Origin of the sequence: Modestobacter excelsi, from assembly GCF_005930495.1 — a bacterium.
GTDB lineage: Bacteria > Actinomycetota > Actinomycetes > Mycobacteriales > Geodermatophilaceae > Modestobacter > Modestobacter excelsi.
This window is the reverse complement of sequence record NZ_SJEX01000004.1, coordinates 86,714-105,055: the sequence shown is the minus strand read 5'-3', so window position 1 is coordinate 105,055 and position 18,342 is coordinate 86,714. Positions and strand designations below refer to the sequence as shown.

The 18,342-nt window shown below is 74.9% G+C and carries 15 protein-coding genes; 5 read left to right on the top strand and 10 right to left on the bottom strand.

Going from position 1 to position 18,342, the window contains the following annotated elements; genetic code table 11:
* Window positions 1–6: 6 nt before the first annotated feature.
* The 4 genes from FHL80_RS02900 to FHL80_RS02885 are packed head-to-tail and all read right to left on the bottom strand — an operon-like array spanning window position 7 to window position 4,314.
* On the bottom strand, window positions 7–519 hold the full coding sequence (locus FHL80_RS02900; protein ID WP_246078419.1) for a flavin reductase family protein: 513 nt from the start codon (window positions 517–519) through the stop codon (window positions 7–9).
* Window positions 516–1,460: a hydroxymethylglutaryl-CoA lyase gene (locus FHL80_RS02895; protein ID WP_138731954.1), complete on the bottom strand. Its 945-nt coding sequence runs from the start codon at window positions 1,458–1,460 to the stop codon at window positions 516–518. Before FHL80_RS02895 ends, FHL80_RS02900 begins: the two co-directional genes overlap by 4 nt.
* A 36-nt stretch (window positions 1,461–1,496) precedes the next feature.
* Window positions 1,497–2,570, bottom strand: a complete 1,074-nt coding sequence (locus FHL80_RS02890) for a M20 family metallopeptidase (RefSeq protein ID WP_138731953.1) — start codon at window positions 2,568–2,570, stop codon at window positions 1,497–1,499.
* Window positions 2,571–2,583: 13 nt separating this feature from the next.
* Window positions 2,584–4,314 carry a glycerol-3-phosphate dehydrogenase/oxidase gene (locus tag FHL80_RS02885; RefSeq protein ID WP_138731952.1) on the bottom strand — a complete coding sequence of 577 codons (1,731 nt, stop codon included), beginning with the start codon at window positions 4,312–4,314 and terminating at the stop codon, window positions 2,584–2,586.
* A 154-nt stretch (window positions 4,315–4,468) separates the two neighbouring features.
* On the opposite strand from FHL80_RS02885, the gene FHL80_RS02880 reads away from it, so the two are divergent.
* The 4 genes from FHL80_RS02880 to glpK (FHL80_RS02865) all read left to right on the top strand — a co-directional run bounded on the left by FHL80_RS02880 (window position 4,469) and on the right by glpK (FHL80_RS02865) (window position 9,130).
* A complete protein-coding gene (locus FHL80_RS02880; protein ID WP_138731951.1) occupies window positions 4,469–5,197 on the top strand; it encodes an IclR family transcriptional regulator in 729 nt (242 codons plus the stop codon).
* The gene (glpK, locus tag FHL80_RS02875; RefSeq protein WP_138731950.1) at window positions 5,190–6,692 is read left to right on the top strand and encodes a glycerol kinase GlpK; all 1,503 of its coding nucleotides are present in this window, start codon (window positions 5,190–5,192) and stop codon (window positions 6,690–6,692) included. Before FHL80_RS02880 ends, glpK (FHL80_RS02875) begins: the two co-directional genes overlap by 8 nt.
* 156 nt (window positions 6,693–6,848) lie before the next feature.
* A complete protein-coding gene (locus FHL80_RS02870) occupies window positions 6,849–7,586 on the top strand; it encodes an MIP/aquaporin family protein (RefSeq protein ID WP_138731949.1) in 738 nt (245 codons plus the stop codon).
* Between the two features lie 26 nt (window positions 7,587–7,612).
* Entirely contained in the window at window positions 7,613–9,130 is a 1,518-nt protein-coding gene (glpK, locus tag FHL80_RS02865) for a glycerol kinase GlpK (protein ID WP_138731948.1), read from the top strand.
* Window positions 9,131–9,167: 37 nt separating this feature from the next.
* Here the strand turns inward: glpK (FHL80_RS02865) and pgm are convergent, their stop codons facing one another.
* A complete protein-coding gene (gene pgm, locus FHL80_RS02860; protein ID WP_138731947.1) occupies window positions 9,168–10,802 on the bottom strand; it encodes a phosphoglucomutase (alpha-D-glucose-1,6-bisphosphate-dependent) in 1,635 nt (544 codons plus the stop codon).
* A 77-nt stretch (window positions 10,803–10,879) separates the two neighbouring features.
* Between pgm and FHL80_RS02855 the strand changes: the two genes are divergently transcribed.
* Window positions 10,880–14,140: a DEAD/DEAH box helicase gene (locus tag FHL80_RS02855; RefSeq protein WP_138731946.1), complete on the top strand. Its 3,261-nt coding sequence runs from the start codon at window positions 10,880–10,882 to the stop codon at window positions 14,138–14,140.
* Between the two features lies 1 nt (window position 14,141).
* Here the strand turns inward: FHL80_RS02855 and FHL80_RS02850 are convergent, their stop codons facing one another.
* From FHL80_RS02850 to FHL80_RS02830, 5 genes are read right to left on the bottom strand one after another with little or no spacing between them, the layout of a single operon-like run.
* Window positions 14,142–14,570, bottom strand: coding sequence for a VOC family protein (locus FHL80_RS02850; protein WP_138731945.1), 429 nt, complete (start codon window positions 14,568–14,570; stop codon window positions 14,142–14,144).
* Complete coding sequence (locus FHL80_RS02845) at window positions 14,557–15,420, bottom strand: helix-turn-helix domain-containing protein (RefSeq protein WP_138731944.1); 864 nt, start codon at window positions 15,418–15,420, stop codon at window positions 14,557–14,559. Before FHL80_RS02845 ends, FHL80_RS02850 begins: the two co-directional genes overlap by 14 nt.
* Before the next feature lie 29 nt (window positions 15,421–15,449).
* On the bottom strand, window positions 15,450–15,821 hold the full coding sequence (locus FHL80_RS26655) for a DUF4190 domain-containing protein (RefSeq protein WP_281283422.1): 372 nt from the start codon (window positions 15,819–15,821) through the stop codon (window positions 15,450–15,452).
* The gene (gene bluB, locus FHL80_RS02835) at window positions 15,736–17,454 is read right to left on the bottom strand and encodes a 5,6-dimethylbenzimidazole synthase (protein WP_138731942.1); all 1,719 of its coding nucleotides are present in this window, start codon (window positions 17,452–17,454) and stop codon (window positions 15,736–15,738) included. Before bluB ends, FHL80_RS26655 begins: the two co-directional genes overlap by 86 nt.
* Window positions 17,454–18,296 (bottom strand): alpha/beta fold hydrolase, encoded by an 843-nt coding sequence (locus FHL80_RS02830; RefSeq protein ID WP_138731941.1) that lies wholly within the window; start codon window positions 18,294–18,296, stop codon window positions 17,454–17,456. The genes bluB and FHL80_RS02830 overlap by 1 nt, the downstream gene beginning before the upstream one ends.
* Window positions 18,297–18,342: the final 46 nt, after the last annotated feature.

Below are 18,342 nucleotides of genomic sequence, written 5' to 3'. Positions count from 1 at the left end.
CCCCTTCTAGAGCTCCTCGACCGCCTGCAGGCCGTAGGCGCCGCGGTGGAAAAGCAGCGGCGTCCGGGAGGCGTCCGCGCCGAGGTCGAGCACCCGGGCGACGACGATCGTGTGGTCGCCGCCGTCGTACTCGGCCCACAGCTCGCTGTCGATCCAGGCGACGACGCCGTCCAGCACGGGGGAGCCGTACGGGCTCGCCGCCCAGCTGACCCCGGCGAACTTGTCGGTGCCGCTGCGGGCGAACTGGCGGGACAGCCCGCTCTGCTCGTCGGCGAGCACGTTCACGCAGAACCGGCCGGCGTCCCGCAGCCGGGGCCAGGTCGTCGAGGTGCGGGCCGGGGCGAAGGCCACCAGCGGCGGGTCCAGCGACAGCGAGCTGAACGACTGGCAGGTGAAGCCGACCGGCCCGTCGCCGCCCATCGCGGTCACCACGGTGATACCGGAGACGAAGTGGCCCAGCACGTCGCGCATGACCTGCGGGTCGACCACGGCCCGGGGGACGTCGGCTCCTGTGCTCACGCGGTCGAGCCCACGACGGCGCCGCGGGGGACGTTGCGCCCGCCGGCGCGGTACAGCGAGCTCGGCAGCTCGTGACCGACGGCGCGCTCGGTGACCGCGGCGGCGGCCAGCAGGGCGTCCGGGTCGATGCCGGTGGCCACCTCGGCGTCGGCGAGCCAGTAGACGAGCTCCTCGGTGGCGATGTTGCCGCTCGCCCCCGGGGCGAACGGGCAGCCGCCGAGCCCGCCGATCGACGCGTCGAGCTGGGTGACCCCGGCCTGCAGGGCGGCGAGCGCGTTGGCCTGCCCGGTGCCGCGGGTGTCGTGGAAGTGCACGCCGAGCGGGGTGCCGGGGGTGGCCCGGCGGACGGCGTCGAGCAGCCGGACGACGCGCACCGGGGTGGTGGTGCCGATCGTGTCGCCCAGGCAGAGCTGGTCGGCGCCGGCGGTGACCGCGGCCCGGGTGACGTCGACGGTGCGGGCGATCGGGGTGCGGCCGTCGAAGGGGCAGTCCCAGGCGGTGGCCACGATGACCTCCAGCGAGCCGCCGGCGCCGTGCGCCAGCCCGGCGATCTCACCGACCGCGGCGACCGCGGCGGCGGTGGAGCGGCCCGCGTTGGCCTGGCTGTGCGCGTCCGACGCCGAGACGACGTACTCCAGGGAGGTCAGGCCGGCGTCGACCGCACGGACCGCACCCCGCGGGTTGGCGACCAGCGCGGAGAAGTGCACACCGTCGAACTGGTGCAGCTCGGCGGCCAGCTGGTCGGCGTCGGCGAGTGCGGGAACGGCCTTGGGGGAGACGAACGAGGTCACCTCGATCCGTCGCACCCCGGTGGCGACCAGCGCCTCCAGCATCTGCAGCTTGGCGGGCAGGGGCAGCGGGTCCTCGAGCTGCAGGCCGTCCCGCATGCCCACCTCGCGGACGTCGACCGCCGTCGGGAGCACCAGATCGAACTCGTTCATCCCCGCATCATGCCCCCGGTTCCACGTGGAACGCGGTCAGGTCGGCCAGGAACCGAGGACGGCGGTGAACGCGCGGACGGCCTGCTCGACCTCGGCGACCTCCACGTACTCGTCGGTGGCGTGCATGACCGCCGGCGTCCCCGGGCCCCAGACGACGACGGGCGCCCGGCCGGTGACCGCCGCCAGCACCGAGGCGTCGGTGAAGTAGGTGGCGGGGGAGGGCTCGACCGGCGCGGGCAGCCGGGCCACCCACGGGTCGTCGGGCGGCGTCCGGACCGGCGGCAGGTCGACGAGCACGTCGACCTCGGCGACCTCCGGCTGCGCGCGCCACCAGGCGAGCAGGGCGCTGCCGTCCCCGACGGTCCGCTGGTCGACGACGGCCTCGGCCCGGTCCGGGACGACGTTCGGCACGGTGCCGCTGCGCAGCACGCCGGGGTTCCAGGTCTCCGCGCCCAGGAACGGCTCGGTCGACAGCGGCAGCTCGTCGCCGGCGCGACCCAGCACGGCGACCAGGTCCAGGAGCGCGTTGTGCCCGCGCTCGGGCGTGCTGCCGTGCGCGGCGGCGCCCGCCGTCCGGACCGCCACCCACAGCGCCCCCCGGTGACCGAGCACGACCCGGTTGCCGGTCGCCTCCGGGACGACGACCGCACCGACCGTCAGCTCGGCCACCGCGCCGGCCGCCGCGGCCGCTCCGCGGGAGCCGATCTCCTCGTCGCTGGTCAGCAGCAGCGCGACCGGCACCGAGGGGTCGGCGCCGGCCACCGCCGCGGCGGCGGCCACCAGCCCGGCCTTCATGTCCGAGCCGCCGCGGCCCCAGACCCGGCCGTCCTCCTCCTCGGCGCCGAACGGGTCCCGCTGCCAGCCGGCTGGGTCGGCAGCGGGCACCGTGTCGACGTGGCAGGCCACCAGCAGCCGCGGCCGGGACGGGTCGGTGGCCGAGGTCAGCAGCGTCCAGGGCTGCTCCCGGTCCGTGCCCTCCCGCACCTGCAGGTGCGGCGCCGCCGCGGTCAGCACGTCGGTGACCGTGCCCAGCACCCCGCGCTGGGCCGCAGCGTCCCCGGAGACCGTCGGTCGCCCGACCAGCTCCCGGACCAGCCCGACGACGTCCATGCCGGCGGTCCTCTCAGTGCAGCGCGCGGCCCACGGCGACGGCGCGGGTGTCGGGTGCGGCGACCCGGGCGGCGTCGGCCTCCAGGTCGTCGGCGGCCTCCTGCGACCGCCGCTCGGCCTCCACCCGGGCCCGGTAGCTGTCCACCTCGTTCGCGATCCGCTCGGCGTCCCAGCCCAGCACCCCGGCGACCGCCCGGGCCACCGGCTCGGCCGACTCGACACCCCGGTGGGGGGTCTCGATCGAGATGCGGGTGCGGCGGGCCAGCAGGTCGTCGAGGTGCAGCGCGCCCTCGTGCGCGGCGCTCCACACCATCTCGACCATCAGGTACTCCTCGGCACCGGGCACCGGCTGCAGCAGCTCCGGGGCGTCCGCTGCCAGGGCGAGCACCTCGGGGGTCAGCGACCCGAACCGGTTGAGCAGGTGCTCGGCGCGGAAGTGCGGGATGCCCCACCGCTGGGAGAGGCCGTCGAGGGAGTTGACCATCGCCGCGTAGCCCTCGGCGCCGACCAGCGGGATGTTCTCGGTGACGCTCGGCGGCACCGGGCGGGACACGTCGTCGGCGACGGCGTCCACCGCGTCGGCGGCCATCGGCCGGTAGGTCGTGTACTTGCCGCCGGCGACGGCGATCACGCCGGGCACCGGACGCGCGACCGCGTGCTCGCGGGACAGCTGGCTGGTCGACTCCTCCTCGCCGGACAGCAGCGGGCGCAGCCCGGCGTAGACACCGGTGATGTCCGCGTGCGTGATCGGCACGGAGAGCACCTGGTTCACGTGCTCGAGGATGTAGTCGATGTCGGCCTTGGACGCCGCCGGGTGCGCCTTGTCCAGCGACCAGTCGGTGTCCGTCGTCCCGACGATCCAGTGGCTGCCCCACGGGATGACGAAGAGCACCGACTTCTCGGTGCGCAGGATCAGCCCGACCTCGCCGTTGATCCGGTCGCGCGGGACGACGATGTGCACGCCCTTGCTGGCCCGCACGTGGAAGCGGCCGCGGCCGCCCACCAGCGTCTGCACGTCGTCGGTCCACACCCCGGTCGCGTTGACCACGACCTCGCTGCGGACGTCGACCTCCTGGCCGGTCTCCACGTCGCGGACCCGGGCCCCGACCACGCGGCCGCCGGCGTGGGTGAAGGAGACGACCTCGGCGGAGTTGAGCACGGTCGCGCCGTAGGCGGCCGCGGTCAGCGCCACGGTGAGCGTGTGCCGGGCGTCGTCGGCCTGCGCGTCGTAGTAGCGGACCGCGCCGACCAGCGCGTCCTCCTTCAGCGCCGGGAACAGCCGCCGGGCCCCGGTGCGGGTGAGGTGCTTCTGGCCGGGCATCGGCTCGGAGAGGGCACCCAGCCGGGCCAGCCCGTCGTAGAGCGCGAGACCCGCGGTCACGTAGGGCCGCTCCCACACGTGGTGGGTCAGCGGGTAGAGGAAGGGCACCGGCTTGACCAGGTGCGGCGCGATCCGGTTCACCGAGAGGTCGCGCTCGTGCAGCGCCTCCCGGACCAGCCCGAAGTCGAACTGCTCCAGGTAGCGCAGCCCGCCGTGGAACAACTTGGAGGAGCGGGAGGAGGTGCCGCTGGCGAAGTCGCGGGCCTCCACCAGGGCGGTGCGCAGGCCGCGGGTGGCCGCGTCGAGCGCCACCCCGGCACCGGTCACCCCACCGCCGACGACGAGGACCTCGAACTCACCGGCAGCGAGGTCGGCCCATGCCTGGGCGCGCTGGTCGGGTCCGAGCGGGCGTACTGCGGTCATGCGGACTCTCCTAGCGCCGGCCGGCGCACGTCGATGTGGCCTCTGGGCTCCACGGTAGGTCGGGGGGTGCATCGCCGACGAGGTGCGCTGTCCGACGATGTCGCACAGCGCCGACACCGCCACGAACCCGTCCGATGGCCTAGCGTCTGGCGCCGTGCCGGGCAGCGTGCAGTCCATCGAGCGTGCGGCCGCGATCCTGCAGGTGGTCGCCGGCTCCGGCGGCACCCTGGGGGTCACCGACATCTCCCAGGCCGTGGGCCTGGCGAAGACCACGACGCACAGCCTGCTGCGCACGCTGCTGCTGGTCGGGTTCGTCGAGCAGGACCCGGCCACCGGCCGCTACGCGCTGGGCGCCGGGCTGCTGCGGCTGGGCACCCACCTCGACGTCAACGAGCTGCGCGCCCGGGCGTCGAACTGGACCGACGCGCTGGCCGCCCGCAGCGGTCACGCGGTGCGGCTGGCCACCCTGGTGGGCGAGGAGGTCGTCGTCGTGCACCACGTCTTCCGGCCCGACGACTCGGTCCAGGTCCTCGAGGTGGGCGACGTGCTGCCGCCGACCACCGCCCTGGGCAAGGTGCTGCGCGCCTACAGCCACCCGCACACCGGCCACCGGCCGGCGGCGGGTGCGGCGGTGTCGGCCGCCGAGCTGGCCGAGGTGCGCGTCCGCGGCTGGGCGACCGAGCAGGGCGAGTACGAGGCCGGGCTGGGCGGGCTGGCCGCCCCGGTCCGCGGCGCCGGCGGTCTGGTCGTCGCCGCGCTGGGGGTGAGCGGGCCGCGCAGCTCCCTGCTCGACGCGCGGGGGCTGCCGCGCAGCCCGCTGCTCGCCATGGTCACCGATGCCGCGCACGCGGTCTCGCGCGAGCTGGGGCACGGCGGTGGCTGACCGGTACGTGCTCGCCGTCGACCAGGGCACCACGTCGACCCGGTCGCTGGTCTTCGACCGGGGCGGCCGGATGGTGGCCGTCCGCCAGCGGGAGCACCGCCAGCACTTCCCGCGCCCGGGCTGGGTCGAGCACGACCCGATGGAGATCTGGGCCAACACCCAGCGGACCTGCGCCCAGGTGCTGGCCGACGTGTCCGGCCGCGGCGACGTCGTGGCGCTGGGCATCGCCAACCAGCGGGAGACGACCGTCGTCTGGGAGCGGGCCACCGGCCGCCCGGTCACCCGGGCACTGGTCTGGCAGGACACCCGCACCGACGAGCTGGTCAGCGAGCTGGCCGCCCGTCCGGACGCCGGGGTGGTGGCCGAGCGCAGCGGCATGGCGATCGCCGGCTACTTCGCCGGCCCGCGGCTGCGCTGGATCCTCGACCACGTGCCCCGCGCACGGCAGCGCGCCGAACGCGGCGAGCTGCTGTTCGGCACCATGGAGACCTGGCTGATCTGGAACCTCACCGGCGGCCCGGACGGCGGGGTGCACGTCACCGACGTGACCAACGCCAGCCGCACCCTGCTGATGGACGTGCGCACCTGCTGCTGGGACGAGGGCCTGCTGGCCTTCTTCGGCATCCCGGCGGCGATGCTCCCGGAGATCCGGCCGTCGGTCGGCGTCCTGGGCGTCGCGACGGCGCTCTCGCCCGCGCTGCCGATCGCCGGGGCGCTCGGGGACCAGCAGGCGGCGCTGTTCGGCCAGGCCTGCTTCGCCCCCGGCGAGGCCAAGTGCACCTACGGCACCGGCAGCTTCCTGCTGCAGAACACCGGCACCGAGCTGGTGCGGACCCGGTCGGGGTCGATCAGCACGGTCGCCTACCAGCTGGCCGGGGAGCCGGTGCACTACGCGCTGGAGGGCTCGGTCGCCGTCGCCGGGGCGCTGGTGCAGTGGCTGCGGGACGGCCTGGGGCTGATCGGGTCGGCACCGGAGGTGGAGACCCTCGCCCGCACCGTGACCGACAACGGCGGCTGCTACGTCGTCCCGGCGTTCTCCGGGCTGCTGGCGCCGCACTGGCGGGGCGAGGCCCGCGGGCTGGTGGCGGGGCTCACCTCCTACGTGACGAAGGGCCACCTGGCCCGGGCGGTGCTGGAGGCGACCGGCTGGCAGACCCGGGACGTCGTCCAGGCGATGGCGGCCGACTCCGGGCTCTCGCTGCCCGCACTGCGGGTCGACGGCGGGATGACCACCAACAACCTGCTCATGCAGTTCGTCGCCGACGCGCTGGACACCCCGGTGGTGCGGCCGATGGTGGGGGAGACCGTCTCGCTCGGCGCGGCCTACGCCGCGGGGCTCGCGGTGGGGGTCTGGTCGGACGTCGAGGCGCTGCGGCGCAACTGGCACCGGGCCGCGCAGTGGAGCCCCTCGCCGGCCCGGGCAGAGGCGCTCACCGCCGAGTACCCGACCTGGGAGCGGGCGGTCCAGCTGAGCATCGCCTGGGGCGCTCCCTGACCGGGTCCGACCATGTCGTACAGCAGATGTTGTCCCGCTCACAGAAAGATCTCTACGGTCCGCTCCGAAGGGCCTGGTCGTGACCGCCACCACAGCGGTCCGCCGGCCCCCTGACCGGTCCGCACCGCTGCGGGCCCACTGGAGGAGCGCCTACACGTGGACACCACGAGTCTCTGGACCGTCTTCGGCAGCGAAGTGCTCGGCACCGCCGTGCTCATCCTGCTCGGCGTCGGTGTCGTCGCCAACGTCGCGCTGCCGAAGACCTACGGCAACGCCGGCGGCTGGATCGTCATCATCTTCGGCTGGGGGCTGGCGGTCTTCGCCGGCGTCTACGCCGGAGCGTCCTCGGGGGCCCACCTGAACCCCGCGGTCACCGTCGGCATCCTGGTGAGCGGCGCCGACGAGTACGCCCCCGGCGTCGACATCACCCTCGGCAGCACGCTGGTCTACTTCGCCGGCGAGTTCGTCGGCGCCTTCCTCGGCGCGGTGCTCGCCTTCCTGGCCTACCGCGCGCACTACAACGACCCCGAGGCCGCCGGCACCCAGCTGGGCACCTTCTCGACCGGCCCGGCGATCAAGAGCAGCATCGACAACGTGATCACCGAGATCATCGGCACGTTCGTGCTGGTCTACATCATCCTGCGGTTCGGGGACACCCCGACCGAGATCGGCCCGCTCGCCGTGGCGCTGCTCGTCGTCGGCATCGGCGCCTCGCTCGGTGGCCCCACCGGCTACGCCATCAACCCGGCCCGCGACCTGGGCCCGCGCATCGCCCACGCCGTCCTGCCCATCCGCGGCAAGGGCGACAACAACTGGGGCTACGCGTGGGTGCCGGTCGTCGGCCCGATCATCGGGGCCGTCCTCGCCGGCCTCCTGTCGCACGTCTCGTTCTGACCGCACCGAACCGAGAGGAACCTGCAATGACGCAGTACGTGGCAGCAATCGACCAGGGCACCACGAGCACCCGGTGCATGATCTTCGACCACGACGGGGCCGTCGTCTCCGTCGGGCAGAAGGAGCACGAGCAGATCTTCCCGCGGGCCGGCTGGGTCGAGCACGACCCGATGGAGATCTGGCGCAACACCCGGGAGGTGGTCGGCCAGGCACTGGCCCGCAGTGACGCCGCGGTCTCCGACATCGTCGCCGTCGGCATCACCAACCAGCGCGAGACCACCGTCGTGTGGGACAAGAACACCGGGCACCCGGTCTACAACGCGATCGTCTGGCAGGACACCCGCACCACGGCGATCGTCGAGCAGCTCGGGGCGCTCGGCGGCGGCGCCGACCGGTACAAGGACAAGGTCGGCCTGCCGTTGGCCACCTACTTCGCCGGGCCGAAGGTCCGCTGGATCCTGGACAACGTCGACGGCGCCCGCGAGGCCGCCGAGCGCGGTGACCTGCTGATGGGCACCATCGACTCCTGGCTGATCTGGAACATGACCGGCGGCACGGACGGCGGCCTGCACCTCACCGACGTCTCCAACGCCTCGCGGACCATGCTGATGGACTACCGCACGCTGGCCTGGGACCCGGCGATCGCCGAGGAGATGGGCATCCCGATGTCCATGCTCCCGGAGATCCGGTCCAACTCGGAGGTCTACGGCAAGGGCCGGGCAGCGGGCTTCCTCGCCGGGGTGCCGATCGCCGGCTCGCTGGGCGACCAGCAGGCGGCCACGTTCGGCCAGGTCTGCTTCACCAAGGGCATGGCCAAGAACACCTACGGCACCGGCAACTTCATGCTGCTCAACACCGGCGAGGAGGCCGTCCCCTCGAAGAACGGCCTGCTCACGACGCTGTGCTACCAGCTCGGCGACGCGAAGCCGGTGTATGCGCTGGAGGGCTCGATCGCGGTCACCGGCTCGCTGGTGCAGTGGGTCCGGGACAACCTCAAGATGATCAGCAGCGCGCCGGAGATCGAGGACCTGGCCCGCGAGGTCGACGACAACGGCGGCTCGTACTTCGTGCCGGCGTTCTCCGGGCTGTTCGCGCCGCACTGGCGGTCCGACGCCCGCGGCGCCGTGGTGGGGCTGACCCGCTTCGTCAACCGCGGTCACCTGGCCCGCGCCGTCCTGGAGGCGACCGCGTACCAGACCCGCGAGGTGCTCGACGCGATGAACGCCGACTCCGGCGTCGACCTCACCGAGCTCCGGGTGGACGGCGGGATGGTCGGCAACGAGCTGCTCATGCAGTTCCAGGCCGACATCCTCGACGTCCCGGTGATCCGGCCGAAGATCGCCGAGACGACGGCGCTGGGCGCGGCCTACGCGGCAGGGCTGGCCGTCGGCTTCTGGTCCGACCTCGACGAGCTGACCGCGAAGTGGGCCGAGGACAAGCGCTGGGAGCCGGCCATGGCCGACGACGAGCGCGAGCGGCTGTACCGCAACTGGCAGAAGGCGGTCACCAAGAGCCTCGACTGGGTGGACGAGGACGTCAGCTGACGAAGGACCCCCTGCCCCCACCCTGCAGGGGGCCTGGTCAGGGGGCGAGGGCGGCCGACACGACCGCCTTCGCCTCCTCCTGCACCTGGGCCAGGTGCTCCGGGCCGCGGAAGGACTCGGCGTAGACCTTGTAGACGTCCTCGGTGCCCGACGGGCGGGCGGCGAACCAGGCGTTCTCGGTGGTGACCTTCAGCCCGCCGATCGCGGCGTCGTTGCCCGGCGCCCGGGTCAGCTTGGCGGTGATCGGCTCCCCGGCCAGCTCGGTGGCGGTGACCGCCTCGGGCGACAGCCTGCCCAGCGCCGCCTTCTCCTCGCGGGTGGCCGCGGCGTCGATCCGGGCGTAGGCGGACTCGCCGAACCGGGCGGTCATCTCCGCGTGCAGCTCGGACGGCGAGGACCCGGTGACCGCCTGCACCTCGCTGGCCAGCAGGGCGAGCAGGATGCCGTCCTTGTCCGTCGTCCAGACGCTGCCGTCGCGGCGGAGGAACGACGCCCCGGCCGACTCCTCGCCACCGAAGCCGACCGACCCGTCGAGCAGCCCGGGCACGAACCACTTGAAGCCGACCGGCACCTCGACCAGCCGCCGGCCCAGGTCGGCGACGACCCGGTCGATGAGCGAGCTGGAGACCAGGGTCTTGCCGACCGCGGTGTCCGCGGCCCACTCCGGCCGGTGGCTGAACAGGTAGGAGATGGCGACGGCGAGGAAGTGGTTGGGGTTCATCAGCCCGCCGTCGGGGGTGACGATGCCGTGCCGGTCGGCGTCGGCGTCGTTGCCGGTGGCGATCTGGAACTCGTCCTTGCGGCCGATCAGCGAGGCCATCGCCGCGGGCGAGGAGCAGTCCATCCGGATCTTGCCGTCCCAGTCCAGCGTCATGAACCGCCAGGCCGGGTCGACCAGCGGGTTCACCACGGTCAGGTCCAGCCGGTGCCGGTCGGCGATCTCGCCCCAGTAGCCGACGCTGGCGCCCCCGAGCGGGTCGGCGCCGATCCGCACCCCGGCGTCCCGGACGGCGTCCAGGTCCAGCACGTTCGGCAGGTCGTCGACGTAGGTGCCGAGGAAGTCGTAGGCCTGCGCCGCGGCGCGGGCCCGGGCGAACGGGACCCGCCGGACCCCGTCGAGCTCGGCGGCGAGCAGCTCGTTGGCCCGCCGGGCGATCCACCCCGTCGCGTCGGTGTCGGCCGGGCCACCGGACGGCGGGTTGTACTTGAAGCCGCCGTCGCGGGGCGGGTTGTGCGAGGGGGTGACGACGATGCCGTCGGCCAGCCCGCTCGTCCTCCCCCGGTTCGCCGCGAGGATCGCGTGGCTGACCGCCGGCGTCGGGGTGTAGCCGTCGCGGGAGTCGACCAGCACGGTGACGTCGTTGGCGGCGAGCACCTCCAGGGCGCTGGCCCAGGCCGGCTCGGACAGGCCGTGGGTGTCCCGGCCGACGAACAGCGGGCCGTCGTACCCCTGACCGGCGCGGTACTCGCAGATCGCCTGGGTGGTGGCGAGGATGTGCGCCTCGTTGAAGGCACCGTCCAGCGACGAGCCCCGGTGGCCCGAGGTGCCGAACACGACCTGCTGCGAGACGTCGGCCGGGTCCGGCTGCACCGTGTAGTAGGCGGTGAGCAGGTGCGGGACGTCGACCAGGTCGCTGGGCCGGGCGGGCTGTCCGGCGCGGTCAGAGCTCATGCCCCCGATCTTGGCCCGTCGCCGCGCCGTCCCGCGACCCGGGCGGCCCTGTCGGTGCCCGGCCGTAGCCTGGGCGGGTGCTCGGGGACTGGCGGGAGATGATCACCGACACGGCGTTGACCGCGGCCGTCGGGCCCGACGTGCTCGACCGGGCCCGGCCCTACGTCTCCCGCAGCGTCCTCGACGTCCGGCTCGCCGACGACGCCCGCCGGCTCACCGGGCTGGTCCAGGGCGGCGCACCCGCCCCCTACCGGACGACGGTCGTGCGCACCGACGGCGGCCGGGTGGGCTGGGCCGGCGCGTGCACCTGCCCGGTCGGCGACGACTGCAAGCACGCCGTGGCGATCCTGCTGTCGCTCCGGCCGGCCATCCAATCCGCGCCGGGCGGTGGACCGCAGGGACGCAGCTGGGAGCAGGAGCTCGAGGAGCTGGTCACCGCGGCCGCCGAACGGGGGGCGCGCAGCACGGTGCCGGTCGGGCTGCAGTTCGAGCTGGTCGACCCCGAGCCCGGCCGGGGGCGCAGCTCGGTCGGCGCGCCCGGGGTGCGGCAGCGGCTGGTGCGGCTGCGGCCGGTCGTCCCCGGCCGGCGGGGGCACTGGGTGCGCAGCGGGGTGTCGTGGCGGCAGCTGCAGTACGACGACAGCCGCGCGGGCTGGGACCCGGCGCACCTGGCCGCGATGCGCGCGCTGCACGCCACCCACCAGGCGGCGCGCAACCAGTACTACTCCTACGCCCCCGTGGACGTGTACCTGCACGAGTTCGGGCCCGGCCTGTGGCGGCTGCTGGCCGAGGCGGTCGCCGACGGCGTGCCGCTGGTGACGGCGGACCGCCCACCGCGTCCGGTGGTGCTCGCCGACGCGGACGCCGACGTGGCGGTCGACCTGCGCCGCGACGGCGACCGCACCGAGCTGTCCGCCGTCCTCCGGGTCGACGGCCGGCCGGTCGACCCCGCGCGGCTGTCCTTCCTCGGCACGCCCCCGCACGGGGTGACCGTCGACGGGCCCGTCGACACCGGCCCCGGGCTGGTGCTCGCCCGCCTGGACTCCCCGGTGCCGCCGGCGCTGGCCGGCCTGGTCGCGCGCGGCGGGTCGATCGGCATCCCGGCCGACGACGTCGACCGGTTCCGGCGTGACTGGTACCCGGGGCTGAGGCAGGCGGTCCCGGTGATCTCCGGGGACGGCTCGGTGGAGCTGCCCGACGTCGTCCCGCCCCGGCTGGCCGTGGCGGTCCGCTACCCCGGCGACGGAGCGGTCTGCGTCAGCTGGTCGGTCGACTACGGCCCGGACCGGTCCTTCGCCCCAGGCGACCCGGACCACCCGGGGTCCGGGCGCGACCTGGCCGCCGAGCAGCTGCTGGTCGAGGCGCTGCCCGGCCCGGTCGGCGGGCTCGCCGAGCTCTGGACGCCGGAGCGCCGGCTGGCCTCCACCGTCGAGCTGACCGGCATGGAGGCGCTGGAGTTCACCACCGAGGTGCTCCCGGCCCTGCGCGCCGACGGCGGGGTCGACGTCACGGTCGTGGGCACTCCGACCGCCTACCGGCAGACCCACTCCGCACCGCAGATCAGCTTCACCGCCCGGGACAGCCGGGAGTCCGACTGGTTCGACCTCGGGGTCACCGTGACCATGGACGGCCAGCACGTGCCGTTCGCCACCCTCTTCTCCGCGCTCGCCGCCGGCCGGACCCGGCTGGTGCTGCTGAGCGGCACCTGGTTCTCCCTGCAGCGGCCGGAGTTCGAGCAGCTGCGGCTGCTCATCGAGGAGGCCCGGGCGCTGCAGGACGTCCCCGGCGAGGGGGTGAGGGTCAGCCGGTACCAGGCCGCGCTGTGGGAGCAGCTGATGGGCCTCGGCGTCGTCGAGGCGCAGAGCGAGCGCTGGACCCGCGAGGTGCGCGGGCTGATCGACGCCGAGCACGCCGAGCCCCCGCCGGTGCCCACCACGCTGGCCGCGCAGCTGCGGCCCTACCAGCACGAGGGCTACGGCTGGCTGGCGTTCCTCTGGGAACACCGGCTCGGCGGGGTGCTGGCCGACGACATGGGGCTGGGCAAGACGCTGCAGACCCTCGCCCTGCTGTGCCGGGCGCACGAGGCCGGCGATCTCGACGAGGCCCCGGTGCTCGTGGTGGCGCCGACGAGCGTCGTCTCCACCTGGGCCCGGGAGGCGGCCCGCTTCGCGCCGGGGCTGCGGGTGGTGACCGTGGAGGAGACCGAGCGGAAGCGGGGCACGTCGCTGGCGCGCCGGGTGGCCGGCGCGCACGTCGTCGTCACCTCCTACGCGCTGTTCCGGATCGACGCCGAGGCCTGGACCGGGCTGCCCTGGCGGGGGCTGGTGCTCGACGAGGCCCAGTTCGTGAAGAACCACCGGGCCCGCACCTACCAGTGCGCGCGGAGGCTGGAGGCGCCGTTCAAGCTGGCGCTCACCGGGACGCCGCTGGAGAACAGCGTGATGGACCTCTGGGCGCTGATGTCGATCGTCGCCCCCGGGCTCTTCCCCGACCCGCAGCGGTTCACCGAGCAGTACCGGACGCCGATCGAGCGGGACGGCGACGCGGAACGGCTGGCCGTGCTGCGCCGGCGGATCCGCCCGCTGGTGCGCCGGCGGACCAAGGAGATGGTCGCCGCCGACCTGCCGCCCAAGCAGGAGCAGGTGCTCGAGGTGGTGCTCAACCCGCGGCACGAGAAGCTGTACCAGACCCACCTGCAGCGCGAGCGGAGCAAGGTCCTCGGCCTGGTCGAGGACATGCAGAAGAACCGGATGACGATCTTCCGGTCGCTGACCCTGCTCCGGCAGCTGAGCCTGGACCCCGCCCTGGTCGACCCGGCCTACGCCGACGTCCGGTCCAGCAAGGCCGACGCGTTTCTCGAGCACCTGCGCGAGGTCGTCGCCGAAGGCCACCGGGTGCTGGTGTTCAGCCAGTTCACCCGGTTCCTGCGCGGCATCCGCGACCGGCTGGAGGCCGAGGGGGTCGGCTGGGTGTACCTCGACGGGCAGACCCGCGATCGCGACGCCCGGATCGAGGAGTTCCGCACCGGCACCGCGCCGGTGTTCCTGATCAGCCTCAAGGCCGGCGGCTTCGGCCTGACCCTCACCGAGGCCGACTACGTCTTCGTGCTCGACCCGTGGTGGAACCCGGCGAGCGAGGCCCAGGCGGTCGACCGGGCGCACCGGATCGGGCAGGACAGGACGGTGATGGTCTACCGGCTGGTGGCCGTCGGCACCATCGAGGAGAAGGTGATGGAGCTCAAGGCCCGCAAGCAGGCCCTGTTCTCCCGGGTCGTCGACGACGGCGCCCTGGCCTCCGGCTCGCTCACCGCCGAGGACGTCCGCGGCCTGTTCGGCTGAGTCAGGCCTTCCGCGGCTCACCCCGGTAGGTGCCGAAGCTCCACAGGTTCCCCTCGGGGTCCCGGACGGCGAAGTCCCGGGACCCGTAGTCGGTGTCGTGAGGTGCTGCGACCACCTGCGCGCCCGCGGCGACCGCCCGGGCGTGCAGCGCGTCGGGGTCGTCGGTGACCACGTAGCAGCCCGCCGTCCCGGGGGTCAGCGTCCAGGGGTTGCCGGGGTCGTCCCGCTCCGAGCCGAGCATCACCCCGCCGCCCAGCGGCCAGGCGAGCTGGGCGTGGACCACGACGTCCCCGCTCCCGTCGGGCTGGTCGCCGTAGGTGACGACCTCCTCGAAGCCGAAGGCGTCGACCAGGAACCGGATCAGGCCACGGGCGTCACGGGCGCGCAGGGTGGGCCAGACGGTGGGGGGCGGCGCGTCAGGTGTGGTCATGGGCAGCAGCCTGCCCGCGCCCCGGTGTGCTGTCTTGGACGAATCCGAACTCGGCGGCGAGCCAGCCGGTCGGTGGCAGACCGGCGAGCGCCCGCCACTCCCGGGTGAGGTGCGCCTGGTCGGCGAAGCCCAGGTCGGCGGCGAGCCCGGCCAGGTCCCGCGCACCGTCCCGGCCGGCCCGGGCGGCGAGGAGACGCCGCGCCCGGTCGAAGCGGACCACCCGGGCGGCCTCCTTGGGGGAGAGGCCGGTCTCGGCGCGGAACCGCTTCTCCAGGTGCCGGTCGGACCAGCCGACCCGGGCTGCCACCTCCGCCACCCGCAGCCGCCCGCCGGCCGCGGTGGTCAGCCGCCACGCCTCGGCCACCTCGGGCGCCGGGCCGCTGTCGTGCCGGGCGGAGCGCAGCAGCACCTGCTCGACGGCGGCGAACCGGCCGGGCCAGTCCGGTGCCGACCGCACCCGGTCGACCAGCTCCCGCCCCGGTGCACCCAGCACGTCGTCGACCGGGGCGTCCAGCGAGGCGAGCGCCCCGGCCGGGACGCCGAGCAGCGCCCGGGCCCCCGCCGGGGTCAGCGACAGCTGCAGGCCGGCCTGCCGGCCCGGGTGCTCGATCAGCGCCGGCCGGGTGTGCAGCCCACCGACCAGCCCGTCGTAGCGGCCGGGGGCCTGGCCCGGGTCGGGGTGGGCGAGCAGCACCAGCGGCTCGTCCAGGGTGACCACGAAGGTGAGGAACGGCGAGGGCAGGCCGCGGTGCAGCCCGGGCGCCAGCCCCTCCTGCCGGTAGCCGACCGCGGTGGCGACGAACCGGCGCAGCGCCGGGTGCACGGCCCGGTCGACCCACTCGGTGCGCACCGGGGTCACGCTAGGCCCGGCAGCGTCGCTCAGGCGCTGGTGGCGATGCCGATCACGGCGACCAGGCCGATGATGCCCACGCCGACCCAGCCCAGCACGATGCCGGCGATGGCCATGCCGTCACCGGACTCACCGCGCTCACGGATCTGCTTGCGGGCGATGTAGCCGAAGACCAGCGCGAGGATGCTGCCGATCCAGTAGAGCCACACGATCCCGAGCACCATCGAGGCGATGGCCAGCCCGTTGGTGCGCCGCGGCGGCGGGTACCCGTAGCCGTACGGCTGCGGCGGGTAGGGCTGCTGGCCGACGGGTGAGTCAGCGGTCGACCCGCGCGGCGCCGCGGCGCACGGCCAGACCCTGCAGCAGCAGGCCGGCGGCGAGCACCGCGCCCACCCCCTCACCGGCGCGCAGCCGGAGATCCAGCAGCGGCTCGCAGCCCAGCGCCGCCAGGACGACGTCGTGCCCCCGCTCGCGGCTGCGCTGCCCGGCGACCAGCGAGGACTGCACGGCCGGTTCCACCAGCACCGCGACCAGGGCGGCAACCGAGGCCGCGAACCCGTCGACGACGACCACCGCCCGGACCTCGGCGGCGCCCAGCACCACGCCGGCCAGCACCGCGAGCTCAGGGCCGCCCAGCTCGGCCAGTGCCCGCAGCGGGTCCAGCCCCGTACCGGCCCGCAGCAGCGCCGCCGCGACGGCGTCCCGTTTGCGGGTCAGCATGTCGGCGTCCGCCCCGGCGCCGAGGCCGGTGACCGCGTCCGGTCCCACGTGGAGCACCGCGCAGGCCAGCGCGGCGGCGACCGTGGTGTTGCCGACACCGACCTCGCCCAGCGCGACCAGCCCGCGGGCGCCGTGCTCGACGCCGAGCGCCCGACCTCGCGCCAGCAACCGCCCGGTGTCCGCGGCGGTCATCACCGGGCCGGTGACGAGGTCGCCGCGAGGGTCCCCCGGCCGGGCCGGTACCGCACCGGGCACCGGCCCGCCGTCGACCCCGGCGTCCACCACGACGACGCCCAGCCCGGCGGAGCGCGCCGCCGTCGTCCCCAGGGCCAGGCCGGCGACGGCGGCGGTGACCACGTCGCGGGTGGTCGACGCCGGATAGGCCGACACCCCCGCGGCGGTGACCGGGTGGTCGGCGGCAGCGAGCAGCAGCACCCCGCCGGTCAGGTCGGCCCGGCCCAGCGCGACGACCCGGTCGACCGCGCGGTCGAGCAGGCCGAGGGAGCCCGGCGGGGTGAGCAGCCGGTCGGCGGCGTCCCGGGCGCCCACCACCTGCTCTGGCGCCGGGGCACGCAGCCGGGAGGGCGGGGGAGCCACGTCGCCCGGCCACCGGTCGGCGAGGACGACGTCGGACAGCGGCAACCGCCGGGACCAGGCAACGCGCTCCAGCCCCGGGGCCGGCGGCCGCTCGTCGGGCCAGCCCAGGCAGAGCCAGCCGAGGGTCACCACCCCGTCGGGCAGCCCGAGCAGGTCGGCGAGCTCGTCGGGCCGGAACAGGGTCACCCAGCCCATCCCGAGCCCCTCGGCGCGGGCGGCGAGCCAGAGGTTCTGGATGGCCGCGGCGCAGCTCCACAGGTCGGCGTCGGGGAAGGTGGCACGACCGAGCACACCGGCGGCCGGCGTCCGACGGTCACAGCAGACGACGACGCCCAGCGGCGCCTCCCGCACCCCCTCCAGCTGCAGGTCCAGCAGCCGCGCCCCGGCTTCCGGCTCCAGCTGCGCGGCCTGGCGCAGCCGCTCCCGGTCGGTCAGCACCGCGGCCCGGTCGCGCAGGCCGGCGTCCCGGACGACGACGAACCGCCACGGCTGGCTGTGCCCGACCGAGGGGGCCTGGTGCGCGGCGCCCAGCACCCGGGTCAGCACGTCCTCCGGCACCGGGTCCGGGCGGTAGCGGCGGACGTCGCGGCGCGCGCCGATCGCCCGGTAGAGCCCGTCCCGGTCGGCGACCGGCAGCGCCCAGCCCGCCGGATCGGCGGCACGCTCGGAGGCTGCGGTGCCGTCGCCGATCAGCGGCACCGGCCGCGGCCAGGTCATCACCGCTCCACCTGCGCCAGGAACCGGCGGACGGTCTCGAGGAAGACCTCCGGCTGCTCCGAGTGCACCCAGTGGCCGGCGTTCTTGACCCGCACCAGGCGCACGTGCGGGAACAGCTGGTCCATCCGCGGCCGGTCCTCGTCGAGCACGTAGGTCGAGTTCGCGCCGGCGATCCAGAGCACCGGGCCCTCGAACGTCGCATCCGGCGGCGGGTCGGGGAAGCGGCGCAGCTCGCCCAGGTCGCGGGCGAGGGTCTCCAGGTTCAGCCGCCACCGCCACCCGTTGCCGGCCCCGACGCCGTCGCGCACCAGGCTCTGCAGCAGGAACGACCGGACCATGGTGCTGGGGACGGCGTCCCGCAGCGCCGCGTCGGCCTGCTCCCGGTTCTCCACCTGGTCCAGGTCCATCGCCTGCATCGCGGCGATGAACGCGGCGAACGGGGAGGCCTCCTCGTCCGGGTCGTCGGTGCGCCCGCCGCTCTCCGGGTAGTCGGTGGGCGCGATGTCGACGACCACGAGGGCGCGCAGCAGCTCCGGCCGGCGCAGCGCCAGCTGCATCGACACCTTGCCGCCCATCGAGTGCCCGACCAGCGTCACCGGCTCGCCGAGCAGCGCGAGCTCGGCGGAGACGAACTCGGCCATGTCGCCGTAGTCGACCCGGTCGGTCCACGGCGAGTGCCCGTGGTTGGGCAGGTCCAGCAGGGTGACCCGGTGCCCGTCCTCGGCCAGGGCGCGCGCGATCGTCGTCCAGTTGCGGCCCTGGCCGAACAGGCCGTGCACGAAGACGACCCGCGGCCCGGAGTCGCCGAGCGTGCGGGCCGCCAGCCGGACGGGAGAGGTCATGGCGCCATCCCACCAGACGGCGGCGACCCGGTGATGTCGCTCCCCG

What these genes read in the sequence shown, in the direction of transcription:
- FHL80_RS02895 (WP_138731954.1), bottom strand. Translation starts at nt 1,460, where the DNA reads ATGAACGAGTTCGATCTGGTGCTCCCGACGGCGGTCGACGTCCGCGAG.
- FHL80_RS02890 (WP_138731953.1), bottom strand. Translation starts at nt 2,570, where the DNA reads ATGGACGTCGTCGGGCTGGTCCGGGAGCTGGTCGGGCGACCGACGGTC.
- FHL80_RS02885 (WP_138731952.1), bottom strand. Translation starts at nt 4,314, where the DNA reads ATGACCGCAGTACGCCCGCTCGGACCCGACCAGCGCGCCCAGGCATGG.
- glpK (WP_138731948.1), top strand. Translation starts at nt 7,613, where the DNA reads ATGACGCAGTACGTGGCAGCAATCGACCAGGGCACCACGAGCACCCGG.
- pgm (WP_138731947.1), bottom strand. Translation starts at nt 10,802, where the DNA reads ATGAGCTCTGACCGCGCCGGACAGCCCGCCCGGCCCAGCGACCTGGTC.
- FHL80_RS02850 (WP_138731945.1), bottom strand. Translation starts at nt 14,570, where the DNA reads ATGACCACACCTGACGCGCCGCCCCCCACCGTCTGGCCCACCCTGCGC.
- bluB (WP_138731942.1), bottom strand. Translation starts at nt 17,454, where the DNA reads ATGACCTGGCCGCGGCCGGTGCCGCTGATCGGCGACGGCACCGCAGCC.
- FHL80_RS02830 (WP_138731941.1), bottom strand. Translation starts at nt 18,296, where the DNA reads ATGACCTCTCCCGTCCGGCTGGCGGCCCGCACGCTCGGCGACTCCGGG.